Annotated in this window: 18 protein-coding genes; 2 read left to right on the top strand and 16 right to left on the bottom strand. The window is 51.1% G+C overall.

Going from position 1 to position 12,367, the window contains the following annotated elements:
- Positions 1-7: 7 nt before the first annotated feature.
- The 5 genes from rplB to rpsJ are packed head-to-tail and all read right to left on the bottom strand — an operon-like array spanning position 8 to position 2,735.
- A complete protein-coding gene (gene rplB / locus PMPD1_RS01925; protein WP_173632474.1) occupies positions 8-829 on the bottom strand; it encodes a 50S ribosomal protein L2 in 822 nt (273 codons plus the stop codon).
- 17 nt (positions 830-846) lie between these two features.
- Positions 847-1,149, bottom strand: a complete 303-nt coding sequence (gene rplW, locus PMPD1_RS01920; protein ID WP_000617546.1) for a 50S ribosomal protein L23 — start codon at positions 1,147-1,149, stop codon at positions 847-849.
- Positions 1,146-1,751 carry a 50S ribosomal protein L4 gene (gene rplD / locus PMPD1_RS01915; RefSeq protein ID WP_173632473.1) on the bottom strand — a complete coding sequence of 202 codons (606 nt, stop codon included), beginning with the start codon at positions 1,749-1,751 and terminating at the stop codon, positions 1,146-1,148. The genes rplW and rplD overlap by 4 nt, the downstream gene beginning before the upstream one ends.
- Before the next feature lie 10 nt (positions 1,752-1,761).
- A complete protein-coding gene (rplC, locus tag PMPD1_RS01910) occupies positions 1,762-2,391 on the bottom strand; it encodes a 50S ribosomal protein L3 (RefSeq protein WP_173632472.1) in 630 nt (209 codons plus the stop codon).
- Positions 2,392-2,423: 32 nt separating this feature from the next.
- Positions 2,424-2,735: a 30S ribosomal protein S10 gene (gene rpsJ / locus PMPD1_RS01905; protein WP_001181005.1), complete on the bottom strand. Its 312-nt coding sequence runs from the start codon at positions 2,733-2,735 to the stop codon at positions 2,424-2,426.
- Positions 2,736-3,131: 396 nt separating this feature from the next.
- Between rpsJ and PMPD1_RS01900 the strand changes: the two genes are divergently transcribed.
- Positions 3,132-3,920 (top strand): prepilin peptidase, encoded by a 789-nt coding sequence (locus PMPD1_RS01900; RefSeq protein WP_173632471.1) that lies wholly within the window; start codon positions 3,132-3,134, stop codon positions 3,918-3,920.
- Here PMPD1_RS01900 and bfr read toward each other — a convergent pair.
- From bfr to PMPD1_RS01850, 10 genes are all read right to left on the bottom strand, one after another.
- Positions 3,907-4,380 (bottom strand): bacterioferritin, encoded by a 474-nt coding sequence (bfr, locus tag PMPD1_RS01895; RefSeq protein WP_173632470.1) that lies wholly within the window; start codon positions 4,378-4,380, stop codon positions 3,907-3,909. The two genes, PMPD1_RS01900 and bfr, sit on opposite strands and share 14 nt — an antisense overlap.
- 84 nt (positions 4,381-4,464) lie before the next feature.
- Complete coding sequence (gene bfd / locus PMPD1_RS01890) at positions 4,465-4,659, bottom strand: bacterioferritin-associated ferredoxin (RefSeq protein WP_173632469.1); 195 nt, start codon at positions 4,657-4,659, stop codon at positions 4,465-4,467.
- 178 nt (positions 4,660-4,837) lie between these two features.
- Positions 4,838-6,022 (bottom strand): elongation factor Tu, encoded by a 1,185-nt coding sequence (gene tuf / locus PMPD1_RS01885; RefSeq protein WP_173632468.1) that lies wholly within the window; start codon positions 6,020-6,022, stop codon positions 4,838-4,840.
- A gap of 70 nt (positions 6,023-6,092) precedes the next feature.
- Positions 6,093-8,201, bottom strand: a complete 2,109-nt coding sequence (gene fusA, locus PMPD1_RS01880) for an elongation factor G (protein ID WP_173632467.1) — start codon at positions 8,199-8,201, stop codon at positions 6,093-6,095.
- A 93-nt stretch (positions 8,202-8,294) separates the two neighbouring features.
- On the bottom strand, positions 8,295-8,765 hold the full coding sequence (gene rpsG, locus PMPD1_RS01875) for a 30S ribosomal protein S7 (protein ID WP_013510774.1): 471 nt from the start codon (positions 8,763-8,765) through the stop codon (positions 8,295-8,297).
- A gap of 96 nt (positions 8,766-8,861) precedes the next feature.
- Positions 8,862-9,236, bottom strand: a complete 375-nt coding sequence (rpsL, locus tag PMPD1_RS01870; protein WP_075182598.1) for a 30S ribosomal protein S12 — start codon at positions 9,234-9,236, stop codon at positions 8,862-8,864.
- A gap of 125 nt (positions 9,237-9,361) precedes the next feature.
- The gene (gene tusB, locus PMPD1_RS01865) at positions 9,362-9,649 is read right to left on the bottom strand and encodes a sulfurtransferase complex subunit TusB (RefSeq protein ID WP_173632466.1); all 288 of its coding nucleotides are present in this window, start codon (positions 9,647-9,649) and stop codon (positions 9,362-9,364) included.
- 10 nt (positions 9,650-9,659) lie between these two features.
- Positions 9,660-10,019, bottom strand: a complete 360-nt coding sequence (gene tusC / locus PMPD1_RS01860) for a sulfurtransferase complex subunit TusC (protein ID WP_173632465.1) — start codon at positions 10,017-10,019, stop codon at positions 9,660-9,662.
- The gene (tusD, locus tag PMPD1_RS01855) at positions 10,019-10,405 is read right to left on the bottom strand and encodes a sulfurtransferase complex subunit TusD (protein ID WP_173632464.1); all 387 of its coding nucleotides are present in this window, start codon (positions 10,403-10,405) and stop codon (positions 10,019-10,021) included. Before tusD ends, tusC begins: the two co-directional genes overlap by 1 nt.
- Entirely contained in the window at positions 10,405-11,127 is a 723-nt protein-coding gene (locus PMPD1_RS01850; protein ID WP_173632463.1) for a helix-turn-helix transcriptional regulator, read from the bottom strand. The genes tusD and PMPD1_RS01850 overlap by 1 nt, the downstream gene beginning before the upstream one ends.
- Here PMPD1_RS01850 and PMPD1_RS01845 point away from each other — a divergent pair.
- Positions 11,126-11,308 (top strand): hypothetical protein, encoded by a 183-nt coding sequence (locus tag PMPD1_RS01845; RefSeq protein ID WP_173632462.1) that lies wholly within the window; start codon positions 11,126-11,128, stop codon positions 11,306-11,308. The two genes, PMPD1_RS01850 and PMPD1_RS01845, sit on opposite strands and share 2 nt — an antisense overlap.
- A gap of 5 nt (positions 11,309-11,313) precedes the next feature.
- On the opposite strand, the gene fkpA is transcribed toward PMPD1_RS01845, so the two are convergent.
- A complete protein-coding gene (fkpA, locus tag PMPD1_RS01840) occupies positions 11,314-12,141 on the bottom strand; it encodes an FKBP-type peptidyl-prolyl cis-trans isomerase (RefSeq protein ID WP_173632461.1) in 828 nt (275 codons plus the stop codon).
- Between the last annotated feature and the right edge of the window lie 226 nt (positions 12,142-12,367).

Here is a 12,367-nt window from a genome sequence, read left to right as displayed (position 1 = left end):
TCTAAAATTATTTGCTACGGCGACGTACGATAAATTTATCAGTACGCTTGTTGCTACGGGTCTTCTTACCTTTGGTCTGAACGCCCCACGGGGTTACCGGGTGCTTACCAAAGTTACGACCTTCACCACCACCGTGCGGGTGATCGACTGGGTTCATCGCCGTACCGCGAACGGTAGGACGAATACCACGCCAACGAGCGGCACCTGCTTTACCCAGAACGCGCAGCATATGCTCAGCGTTACCGACTTCGCCCAGGGTTGCGCGGCAGTCAGATTCAACTTTACGCATTTCACCAGAACGCAGACGCAGGGTTACGTAGGAACCTTCACGCGCAACGATTTGCACGTAAGCACCGGCTGAGCGAGCAATCTGGCCGCCTTTACCTGGTTTCATTTCTACGTTGTGCACGGTAGAACCAACTGGGATGTTACGCATCGGCAGGGTGTTACCCGCTTTAATCGCAGCATCAACGCCAGATTGGATCTGATCGCCAGCTTTCAGGCCTTTCGGGGCCAGAATGTAACGACGCTCGCCGTCTTTGTACAGAACCAGCGCGATGTTCGCGGAACGGTTCGGATCGTACTCAAGACGTTCAACAACTGCCGGGATACCATCTTTGTTGCGTTTAAAGTCAACAATACGATATGCCTGCTTGTGACCACCACCGATGTGACGAGTAGTGATGCGACCATTGTTGTTACGGCCACCGGATTTGCTGTTTTTTTCCAGCAACGGAGCAAAAGGTTTGCCCTTATGCAGCTCTGGGTTCACCACTTTAACAACGTGGCGACGACCCGGAGATGTCGGTTTACATTTAACAATTGCCATTGTTCTTCTCCTCCGACTTACTCTGCGCCGCCGACGAAGTCCAGATTCTGGCCTTCTTTCAGGGTGACGTAAGCTTTTTTCCAGTCGCTACGACGACCAATACGCTGTCCATGACGTTTAACTTTCCCTTTAACAACCAGGGTGTTAACGACTTCGACTTCAACTTCAAACAGTTTCTGTACAGCGGCTTTGATTTCTGCTTTGGTCGCGTCTTTAGCAACTTTGAGAACGATGGTATTAGTTTTTTCCATCGCAGTAGACGCTTTTTCAGAAACGTGCGGCGCGCGCAGTACTTTCAGCAGACGTTCTTCACGGATCATGCCAGCATCTCCTCAACTTGCTTAACTGCATCAGCAGTCATAACGACTTTGTCGAAGGCGATCAGGCTAACCGGATCGATACCTGCTGCATCACGCACGTCAACCTTGTACAGGTTACGCGCAGCCAGGAACAGATTCTCATCCAGTTCACCGGTGATGATCAGCACGTCTTCCAGCGCCATGTCTTTCAGTTTCTGTGCCAGCAACTTAGTTTTCGGCGCTTCAACAGAGAACTGTTCGACAACGATCAGACGATCTTGACGTACCAGTTCGGACAGGATGCTTTTCAGCGCGCCGCGGTACATCTTTTTGTTAACTTTTTGACTGTGATCCTGCGGGCGAGCAGCGAAAGTTACGCCACCTGAACGCCAGATCGGGCTCTTGACAGAACCTGAACGCGCACGGCCGGTACCTTTCTGGCGCCACGGTTTTTTACCGGAACCAGTTACTTCAGCACGGGTCTTCTGAGCACGAGTACCTTGACGGGCACCTGCTGCATAAGCAACAACAACCTGGTGTACCAGCGCTTCGTTGAAATCACGACCGAAGGTAGTTTCGGAAACAGTCAGCGCGCTTTGCGCGTCTTTCAATACCAATTCCATTCCTATCTCCTCACGCCTTAACAGCTGGTTTAACGATCAGGTCGCTACCGGTTGCACCCGGGACCGCACCTTTAACCAGCAGCAGGTTGCGCTCAGCGTCAACACGTACTACGTCCAGGCTCTGAACGGTTACGCGCTCATTACCTAGCTGACCTGCCATTTTCTTGCCTTTGAACACTTTGCCCGGAGTCTGGTTCTGACCGATAGAACCCGGAACGCGGTGAGACAAGGAGTTACCGTGAGTAGCATCCTGAGTACGGAAATTCCAGCGCTTAACAGTACCGGCAAAACCTTTACCTTTGGACGTACCAGTCACGTCAACTTTTTTCACGTCAGCGAAAATTTCAACACTGATGCTCTGGCCAACAGAATATTCATCACCTTCAGCGGTGCGGAATTCCCACAGACCACGGCCAGCTTCAACGCCAGCTTTAGCAAAATGACCTGCTTCAGGCTTGGTTACACGGTTTGCTTTTTTAGCACCGGTAGTGACCTGAATAGCACGGTAACCATCGTTTTCCAGCGCTTTAATCTGGGTAACGCGGTTTGCTTCAACTTCGATTACGGTTACGGGGATAGAAACGCCATCTTCAGTGAAGATGCGGGTCATGCCCACTTTTTTACCGACTAAACCAATCATTGTTTCAACCTCTCAATCGCTCGATGACCTGATTAACCCAGGCTGATCTGCACGTCTACACCGGCAGCCAGATCCAGACGCATCAGAGCATCAACGGTTTTTTCAGTTGGCTCAACGATGTCAACCAGACGCTTATGAGTGCGGATTTCGTACTGATCGCGCGCGTCTTTATTAACGTGCGGGGAAATCAGAACGGTAAAACGCTCTTTGCGAGTTGGCAGCGGGATTGGACCACGAACCTGCGCACCAGTGCGCTTGGCAGTCTCAACGATTTCCGCGGTTGATTGATCGATCAGACGATGATCAAACGCTTTAAGACGGATACGGATTCTTTGGTTCTGCATGAGACCAGAGCTCCAATTATTTATAAACGAAAAAAATTACTCCTCGCACCCATTACGATTGATGGGGGAGTGTAATCGTTCAGCATATAACTCCCCAATTGGGAGTATTGTTAGGCAACCCAGTACACTGGCTGACCTGTGATTCTGCTTGAATCACGCCTGACAATATCTGCAGGCCCGCGCATTATACGCAAATCTGCTCAGGAAGCAACCCGCTTTGCCGTTTCTACCGGCTGGAAATGGGTGCGGTACAGAAAAAAACGGTACGCCTGCCTGTCGTTACCTCATCTGCTGCGCGCTTTCTCGCAGCGCTAAGCATCGAAGGGCCTCAGGTAATGACAAGCTTATTGGCGCTGTGCAAAGCTATGCCTATCACTCAAGGGAGGAGGAGCAAAGATGGATCGATTCACGTTGCTTGCGGCACTCAGCGGTACCATGGCGGGGAGTTTTACTGGTCTGGTTATTGACCGTTTTCAGCCGCAACAAACAGCGCAACAATGGTTTTCCGTATTGGTTAAGCCACGTTCATATTGCTTCCATTGCCATCGGATACTGGCCTGGCGTGATTTGCTCCCTTTGATAAGCTGGTGCAGCTCGGGGGGCAAATGCCGCATTTGTCGCGCGCCAATTCCTCGCTTTCTACCTGCATGCGAACTGTTTACTGCCCTGCTGTTCGTCTTGCTCGCCGCGCTCGAGCCCCGCCCCGCCCCACTGCTTGCACTCACGCTGTTCAGCCTGCTTCTGGTTCTACTCAGCGAAATCGACCGGCGTCACTGCCTGTTGCCTGATGTACTGACCCTATCGTTGCTGTGGGCGGGTTTGTTATTCCATACCTTCTTCCCCACTTTTCCGCTACATGATGCAATACTCGGTGCCGTGGCCGGTTATCTCTACTTTTGGCTTCCGGGTTGGCTGTTTTTACTTTATCGCGGCGAGGAAGGAATTGGCGGCGGGGATATGAAATTGTTTGCCGCGTTGGGTGCCTGGTGCGGCTGGCAAACATTGCCGGTGATGGCTTTACTGGCGGCGCTCATCGGCATCCTTTGCTGGCTATACCGTTCTCAGCGCGGCGTCGGGCAACAAAAAACCATCCCACAACCGTTTGGCCCAAGCCTGGCAATTGCGGGATGGCTGGTATTTATCGCTCAACATAAAGGCTACAACGTGATGACTATTCTTCTTTGATTTGGGCCTGGAGATAATTTTGGATGCCAATTTTCTGAATCAGATCCAGTTCAGTTTCCAGAAAGTCGATGTGATGTTCTTCATCCGCCAGAATTTCGATCATCATATCGCGGCTAACATAATCGTGAACTTTATCGGCGTAAGCGATCGCTTCGCGCAGATCTTTAGCCCCTTCAAGCTCCAACACCAGATCGGATTTCAACATCTCTTCCACATCTTCACCGATGCGTAAGCGGCCGAGATCCTGCAGATTGGGAATACCTTCAAGAAATAAAATGCGTTCGATGTATTTGTCCGCGTGTTTCATTTCATCGATGGATTCATGGTACTCAACGTCATTCAGGCGCATCAGTCCCCAATTTTTGAACATGCGCGCATGAAGAAAGTACTGATTGATCGCAACCAGTTCATTCCCAAGTAATTTGTTGAGATGATTTATGATTTTTGTATCGCCCTTCATTTTGCTTCCTCCGCTTCCAGTTAATTAGAAGCGTAGATGCGCCTGAAAAGAAGTCAAAAAATCAGGACAAAAATGAGGGGTATCTCAGGCAATCTCTTTATATTGCGGGACGTTCTGCAACTCTTCATCCAGGATTTCACGCGTCGCGCGGATGCACTTGCCACACTGTTTTCCTACCGGAACAAGCTGACGCAGGTGTTGAATAGATTGAGGCTGGTAGCGACGAACGGCATCGCGGATCGTTTTATCACTAATGGCATTACACAGACAAACGTACATTTGCGCACTCCAGTACAAAATATGATCACAGTGTAAATGAGAATGGTTGCCATTACAATAACTAACTGGTTCTCAAGCCGCCCATGACATTTTTTGCTGGCATAAAAAAAGAGCGCCGAAGCGCTCTTTTTATGTGTGCCGTAGTGCCAGACAAAGCCCGGCGCTACCTGCTACAGCATTAAGCCATAACTTTAGCAACAACACCCGCACCAACGGTACGGCCGCCTTCGCGGATTGCGAAACGCAGACCGTCGTCCATTGCGATCGGGTGAATCAGGGTAACAACCATTTTGATGTTGTCGCCCGGCATTACCATCTCTACGCCTTCCGGCAGTTCGATGGTGCCCGTCACGTCAGTAGTACGGAAGTAGAACTGCGGACGGTAGCCTTTGAAGAACGGAGTATGACGGCCGCCTTCGTCTTTAGACAGAATATAAACTTCTGATTCGAACTTGGTGTGCGGCTTGATTGAACCCGGCTTCGCCAGTACCTGACCACGTTCGATTTCTTCACGTTTGATACCACGCAGCAGAACACCAACGTTCTCACCCGCGCGGCCTTCGTCCAGCAGTTTGCGGAACATTTCAACGCCGGTACAGGTTGATTTCGCGGTGTCTTTGATGCCCACGATTTCAACTTCTTCACCCACTTTGATGATACCGCGCTCTACACGACCGGTAACAACGGTACCACGACCGGAGATGGAGAATACGTCTTCGATTGGCAGCAGGAACGGCTTGTCAATTGCACGCTCTGGTTCCGGGATGTAGTTATCCAGGTAACCGGCCAGCTCGATGATTTTCGCTTCCCACTCGGCGTCGCCTTCCAGCGCTTTCAGTGCAGAACCGTGAACGATCGGCGTGTCGTCGCCCGGGAAATCGTACTGGGTCAGCAGATCGCGAACTTCCATCTCAACCAGTTCCAGCAGCTCTTCGTCATCAACCATGTCACATTTGTTCAGGAACACGATGATGTAAGGAACGCCAACCTGACGACCCAGCAGGATGTGCTCACGGGTCTGCGGCATCGGGCCGTCAGTCGCAGCAACAACCAGGATCGCGCCGTCCATCTGCGCAGCACCGGTGATCATGTTTTTCACGTAGTCGGCGTGGCCCGGGCAGTCAACGTGTGCATAGTGACGAGTCGGGGTGTCGTACTCTACGTGAGAGGTGTTGATGGTGATACCACGTGCTTTTTCTTCCGGCGCGTTATCGATCTGATCGAATGCGCGCGCAGAACCGCCGTAGGTTTTCGCCAGAACGGTGGTGATAGCTGCGGTCAGGGTAGTTTTACCGTGGTCAACGTGGCCGATAGTACCAACGTTGACGTGGGGTTTGGAACGTTCAAATTTCTCTTTAGCCACGACGATATTCCTTACTTTTATGCTCTCACCCTGTGGTGAGAGCATGTGATCAATATTTTAAAACTGTAGCTTATTTGCCACGAGCTTCAATAACAGCCTGAGCGACGTTGTTCGGCGCTTCAGCGTACTTCAAGAACTCCATGGAGTAAGAAGCACGGCCTTGGGTCTGAGAACGCAGGTCAGTAGCATAACCAAACATTTCAGATAACGGTACCTGAGCACGAACGGTCTTACCGGTAGCGGTGTCATCCATACCTTCGATGATACCGCGACGACGGTTCAGGTCACCGATAACGTCACCCATGTAGTCTTCCGGCGTTTCGACTTCCACTTTCATCACTGGCTCAAGCAGAACAGGTTTTGCTTTCTTAAAGCCATCTTTAAACGCCAAAGAGGCTGCCAGTTTAAACGCCAATTCAGAGGAGTCGACGTCATGATAAGAACCGAAGTGCAGGCGCACCGCAATGTCCACTACCGGATAACCGGCCAGAGGACCAGACTTCAGTTGCTCCTGGATACCTTTATCAACCGCAGGGATGTATTCGCCAGGAATCACACCACCTTTGATGTCGTTGGTAAAGGTGTAGCCCGGGCCACCTGGTTCCAGCGGAGACAGATCGATCACAACGTGACCGTACTGACCACGACCACCAGACTGTTTAGCGTGCTTGCCTTCGATATCTTTCACGGTATCGCGAATGGTTTCACGATAAGCAACCTGCGGCTTACCGACGTTCGCTTCAACGTTGAACTCGCGTTTCATACGGTCAACGATGATTTCCAGATGCAGCTCACCCATACCGGCGATGATAGTCTGGTTAGATTCTTCGTCAGTCCATACACGGAAAGACGGGTCTTCTTTAGCCAGACGGCCCAGAGCCAGACCCATTTTTTCTTGGTCAGCTTTGGTTTTCGGCTCAACGGCGATAGAGATAACCGGCTCAGGGAATTCCATACGCTCAAGGATAATCGGCGCGTTCGGATCACACAGGGTATCACCCGTGGTCACGTCTTTCAGACCGATCGCCGCAGCGATGTCACCTGCACGAACTTCTTTGATTTCTTCACGTTTGTTGGCGTGCATCTGTACGATACGGCCAAAGCGCTCACGTGCGGATTTCACAGAGTTCAGTACGGTATCACCTGAGTTAACCACGCCAGAATACACGCGGAAGAACGTCAGGTTACCCACAAACGGGTCGGTAGCGATTTTAAATGCCAGAGCAGAGAACGGCTCTTTGTCATCGGAATGACGCTCGGCTGGCGTATCTTTACCGTCGTCCAGCATACCTTTAATTGCAGGTACGTCGGTCGGTGCCGGCAGGTATTCAACTACCGCATCCAGCATCGCCTGCACACCTTTGTTCTTAAATGCAGAACCACAGGTAACCAGGATGATTTCGTTGTTCAGAACACGCTGACGCAGAGCTTTCTTGATCTCTTCTTCAGTCAGTTCTTCGCCGCCCAGGTATTTGTCCATCAGATCTTCAGAAGCTTCTGCTGCGGACTCAACCAGGTTCTGACGCCATTCTTCAGCCAGATCCTGCATATCAGCCGGAATATCTTCGTAATCGAAGGTTACGCCCTGATCGGCGTCATTCCAGTTGATTGCTTTCATTTTCACCAGGTCGATAACGCCGGTGAATTTCTCTTCAGCACCAATCGCCAGTTGAAGCGGAACCGGGTTCGCGCCCAAACGGGTTTTGATCTGGCCAACGACTTTCAGGAAGTTCGCGCCCATACGGTCCATTTTATTAACGAACGCGATACGCGGAACTTTATATTTGTTTGCCTGACGCCATACGGTTTCAGACTGCGGCTGAACACCGCCAACCGCACAGTAAACCATTACTGCGCCGTCCAGAACACGCATAGAACGTTCTACTTCGATAGTGAAGTCAACGTGTCCCGGGGTGTCGATGATGTTAACGCGGTGCGGCTCAAACTGTTTAGCCATACCAGACCAGAACGCAGTGGTCGCTGCGGAGGTGATGGTAATACCACGTTCCTGCTCTTGCGCCATCCAGTCCATGGTCGCAGCACCGTCATGAACTTCACCGATTTTGTGGTTAACACCGGTGTAGAACAGAATACGTTCGGTCGTGGTGGTTTTACCGGCGTCGATGTGAGCACTGATACCGATGTTACGGTAACGTGTAATGGGTGTTGTACGAGCCATTTGATTCCTCTGATTCTCGGACGTTCAAAGTTAGTAAACCCCAGCGGGTTGGCTAATTGAGCGCCCGCTGGGTTAATAACAACTACGTGGCTATTACCAGCGGTAGTGAGCGAACGCCTTGTTGGCTTCGGCCATACGGTGAACATCTTCACGTTTCTTCACTGCGGTACCTTTGTTTTCCGCAGCATCAGAAAGTTCGTTCGCCAGGCGCAGAGCCATAGATTTATCACCGCGTTTACGAGCAGCTTCAACGATCCAACGCATTGCCAGCGCATTACGACGAACCGGACGGACTTCAACTGGTACCTGATAAGTTGAACCACCAACGCGGCGCGACTTAACTTCTACAGTCGGGCGCACGTTTTCGAGAGCAACTTCAAAGGCTTCCAGCTCGTTTTTACCAGAACGCTGAGCCAGGGTCTCCAGCGCAGTATAAACGATTGATTCAGCAGTAGATTTTTTACCATCTACCATTAAGATATTAACGAATTTAGCCAGCAGCTCTGATCCGAACTTCGGATCTGGCAGAATTTTACGCTGACCAATAACGCGACGACGTGGCATGGAAATACTCCGTTGTTAATTCAGGATTGTCCAAAACTCTACGAGTTTAGTTTGACATTTAAGTTAAAACGTTTGGCCTTACTTAACGGAGAACCATTAAGCCTTTGGCTTCTTCACGCCGTATTTGGAGCGAGCCTGCTTACGGTCTTTAACACCTGAGCAGTCCAGCGCGCCACGAACGGTGTGGTAACGCACACCTGGCAAGTCTTTAACACGACCGCCACGAATCAGGATCACGGAGTGTTCCTGCAGGTTATGACCTTCACCGCCGATATAGGAGGTAACTTCAAAACCGTTGGTTAAGCGAACACGGCATACTTTACGCAGCGCGGAGTTCGGTTTTTTCGGGGTAGTAGTATATACACGAGTACATACACCACGTTTCTGCGGGCAAGCTTCCAGCGCCGGCACGTTGCTCTTAGCAACTTTGCGCGCGCGCGGTTTGCGAACCAGCTGATTAACTGTTGCCATTAAATAGCTCCTGGTTTTTGCTTTTGCTTCGTAAACACGTAATAAATCACCTCGTAGTATAACGAGGACGCAGAATTTTAGGGCTGAGCTTAAAAGGTGTCAAGAAATAACCAGGCGAACCGTGTTTACCAAGTCATTTGCTGCGGCTGTTTTACCGTCAACGCGACAAAATCAGTATAGTCGACCAGTGTCGTACTGTTTGAAATTTGAGCAAAAAGCCCGCGTGCATCAACATCCTCACGCAGAATGTAGAGATGGGCTGGCGACTGCAATAATTTTTCCAGCGCCAAGCTCCCCTGCACCCCGGCGATCACCCCATCCTGCATTAATAGCAGATCGTCTCCGGCTTTTAACATACGTAGCAACAACGCGAAATCGCATTGAGCGGGTGAGTGCATTAAAGTATGCAGCATCGGAACGCCCCTAAAAAGTGAGGATGATGTCGTACTCGTCAAGCCGCGCACGTAGTGCGGCAGCGCTCAGCACCGCCACCTCCAACACACGGCTATCGTGCGCCTGTAACCCGCGCTCCGCCAACGAGTCGGCACACAGATAACAGCATTCAACGTCATAAAGCGGCAAAACGCCAAACGTCGAAATATAATCGCGAGCTAAAACCTCTGCCGGACGCTGCCCTGCCATCAACTGGAAGACACCATCGCCAATAAAGAACATCCCAAGCTGGTCGCTAAGCGCTGAGGTAGCCAGCGCGGCATCCAGCCCTTCCCGCCCGGCGCTATTACCATGTGGCGCATGCGTAAACACAAAGGCGATAGACTTCATTAGAATTGCACCAATCGATCGCAATTAAGTGCCGCTTCAGCCAACGCGCCCAAACCGGTTAAATGGAAGCCCGGTTGCAGATTAGAGGCCGGCAACGCAAGGTTAGTGGCTTCCTGCGCATCAGTCACACCGCGCCGCAGCGCCGCAGCCACGCAAATATTTAGCGCGACACCGGACTCATCGTGTAACGCTTTCCAGGCGCGCACCAGATCGAACTCATCGCTGGCAGGCGCGGTAAGCTGGTTAGCGTTAAGCACACCCTCACGATAAAAAAAGACGCTACTTAACGTGTGCCCTGCCGCCAACAACGCGCGCGCAAACAGCAAGGCACTGCTGGCCTGCTGCGTGCCGTAAGCCGGGCCAGTGACCAGCAACGTGTAATGCATTAACGTTCCTGCCCCTGAAAATCCCCACTCTTAAACTGGCGGATATAGAGGTAAACCGTGTGCTTAGAGATATTAAGCCGGTCGGCAACCTGATTGATCGCATCTTTAATGTCAAAAATGCCTTTTTCATACAGGTTCAGAACAATTTGCCGGTTCTTAGCATTGTTCGATACGTTACGGTCGGCACTCACTTCTTCGATGGTGAACTCAAGGGTTTGCGTCACCAAATCCTCTACTGACGAGGCAAAGTTCACTGAAGAGGAGACGTCAGGCACTTCCGGCGGAATAAAGGTCGACATAATTTGCGAGAAAGGAACATCCAGATTCATGTTGATGCACAGTAAACCAATCACGCGCCTTTCGCGGTTACGGATCGCGATGGTGACTGACTTCATCAAAACACCGCTTTTGGCGCGCGTGAAGTAGGCTTTGGAAACATTACTGTCGGCGCCGGTCATATCATGCAGCATCCGCAAGGCAAGATCGGTAATCGGTGAACCAATTTTCCGCCCGGTATGTTCGCCATTAGCAATACGAACTGCGGAGCACTTCAGGTCTTCCAGCGAGTGCAACACAATTTCACAGTGCGAACCAATCAACATTGCAAGGCCATCAACAACCGCCTCATAAGAATTGAGGATTTCATGGTCGGTGGACTCAAACGGACGCTGTTCCAGTAAATCTGAATCGATCAGATCGCCAGGATTGAATGGATTTGACATGGAAGACATCACCCTAAGTGGCTGGAGCCTGTCTCAGCACAGCCAGGGCAGACTCATCTACAGAATTTTGCGCAGCGTTAGTCTGGCAAATGTCGGCAGCTTATACCAGATCTTTGTCGGGATAAGAATGCGCCATCGCGCAAATAAAACCGCCGCGGAGGACGCGGCGGCTAAACAATGAGACAGTTACTGCGCTTTAGAACCGTCTGCGGTTGGCGCGGCCGGAGCCTGTGCGTTTGCATCTGCCTTCGGTGCCGGTTTGATATCCAGTAATTCAACATCAAACACCAGCGTAGAGTTAGCCGGAATACCCGGCACGCCGTTTTTACCGTAGGCTAACTGCGGTGGGATAACCAACTTGATCTTACCGCCTTTTTTCACGTGCTTCAGACCTTCGGTCCAGCCCGGGATCACGCCGTCAAGGCGGAAAGAGAGCGGCTCACCGCGTTTGTAAGAGTTATCAAACTCGGTGCCGTCGATCAGCGTACCTTTATAGTTAACCACCACGGTGTCGCTATCTTTTGGCGATTCACCGGTACCGGCTTTTTCGACTTTATACAACAAACCGCTGTCGGTCTTTTTCACGCCAGACTCTTTGGCAAACTTAGTCGCAAAGGCTTCACCTTTTGCGGTGTTCTCCTGCGCGTCTTTTTCCATCTTCGCCTGGGCGGCACCCTTCACGCGGGTTTCAAACGCTTGCAGCGTCTGCTCGATTTCCTGGTCAGACAGTTTGCTTTTGCCTGCAAACGCGTCCTGAACACCGGCGATCAACTGACCTTTATCCAGCGCAATACCCAGTTTTTCCTGTTCTTTCAGAGAATTCTCCATATAACGACCCAGCGACGCGCCAAGCGCGTAAGCAGATTGTTGATCGTCATTTTTGAAATTCGCGTTCTTCGGTGCTTGAGGCGCAGCCTGTTGAGCCGGTGCGGTATCTGCCGCCATCGCCAGCGGCGCATTTAATGCGACAGCCATGGTGGTTGCGAGCAGCGTAACTTTAAACAGTGATTTCATCCATTTCTCCAAAACCGAAGCCTCTCACCTCGGAAACGTTGCGGACCAAGGGTCCGTACTATAACTAACTGTGCGCGAGACAACTTAACATGCTCGCCAGAATAACTCAGCTTACTTCCGACTACAGTTTTGTCGGTAAGTTTCACCAGAGATAACGGCGCGGCGCTACTTTTTCAACCGTGCAGAGCAAATTAGAGTCTTTTGCCTGGTGAATGCAACACATTTC

It is taken from the genome of Paramixta manurensis (assembly GCF_013285385.1).
Taxonomy (GTDB): Bacteria; Pseudomonadota; Gammaproteobacteria; order Enterobacterales; family Enterobacteriaceae; genus Paramixta; species Paramixta manurensis.
The sequence above is the reverse complement of the archived record's forward strand: the minus strand, read 5'-3'. Positions and strand labels throughout refer to the sequence as shown.

Excerpts from the sequence above, each read along its gene's own strand:
- tusD (WP_173632464.1), bottom strand. The coding sequence starts at position 10,405 with ATGCATTACACGTTGCTGGTCACTGGCCCGGCTTACGGCACGCAGCAG.
- rpsG (WP_013510774.1), bottom strand. The coding sequence starts at position 8,765 with ATGCCACGTCGTCGCGTTATTGGTCAGCGTAAAATTCTGCCAGATCCG.
- rpsJ (WP_001181005.1), bottom strand. The coding sequence starts at position 2,735 with ATGCAGAACCAAAGAATCCGTATCCGTCTTAAAGCGTTTGATCATCGT.
- rpsL (WP_075182598.1), bottom strand. The coding sequence starts at position 9,236 with ATGGCAACAGTTAATCAGCTGGTTCGCAAACCGCGCGCGCGCAAAGTT.
- rplB (WP_173632474.1), bottom strand. The coding sequence starts at position 829 with ATGGCAATTGTTAAATGTAAACCGACATCTCCGGGTCGTCGCCACGTT.
- fkpA (WP_173632461.1), bottom strand. The coding sequence starts at position 12,141 with ATGAAATCACTGTTTAAAGTTACGCTGCTCGCAACCACCATGGCTGTC.
- rplC (WP_173632472.1), bottom strand. The coding sequence starts at position 2,391 with ATGATTGGTTTAGTCGGTAAAAAAGTGGGCATGACCCGCATCTTCACT.
- rplD (WP_173632473.1), bottom strand. The coding sequence starts at position 1,751 with ATGGAATTGGTATTGAAAGACGCGCAAAGCGCGCTGACTGTTTCCGAA.
- PMPD1_RS01900 (WP_173632471.1), top strand. The coding sequence starts at position 3,132 with ATGGATCGATTCACGTTGCTTGCGGCACTCAGCGGTACCATGGCGGGG.
- tusC (WP_173632465.1), bottom strand. The coding sequence starts at position 10,019 with ATGAAGTCTATCGCCTTTGTGTTTACGCATGCGCCACATGGTAATAGC.
- tusB (WP_173632466.1), bottom strand. The coding sequence starts at position 9,649 with ATGCTGCATACTTTAATGCACTCACCCGCTCAATGCGATTTCGCGTTG.
- PMPD1_RS01845 (WP_173632462.1), top strand. The coding sequence starts at position 11,126 with ATGGAAGACATCACCCTAAGTGGCTGGAGCCTGTCTCAGCACAGCCAG.
- rplW (WP_000617546.1), bottom strand. The coding sequence starts at position 1,149 with ATGATCCGTGAAGAACGTCTGCTGAAAGTACTGCGCGCGCCGCACGTT.
- PMPD1_RS01850 (WP_173632463.1), bottom strand. The coding sequence starts at position 11,127 with ATGTCAAATCCATTCAATCCTGGCGATCTGATCGATTCAGATTTACTG.
- bfd (WP_173632469.1), bottom strand. The coding sequence starts at position 4,659 with ATGTACGTTTGTCTGTGTAATGCCATTAGTGATAAAACGATCCGCGAT.
- bfr (WP_173632470.1), bottom strand. The coding sequence starts at position 4,380 with ATGAAGGGCGATACAAAAATCATAAATCATCTCAACAAATTACTTGGG.
- fusA (WP_173632467.1), bottom strand. The coding sequence starts at position 8,201 with ATGGCTCGTACAACACCCATTACACGTTACCGTAACATCGGTATCAGT.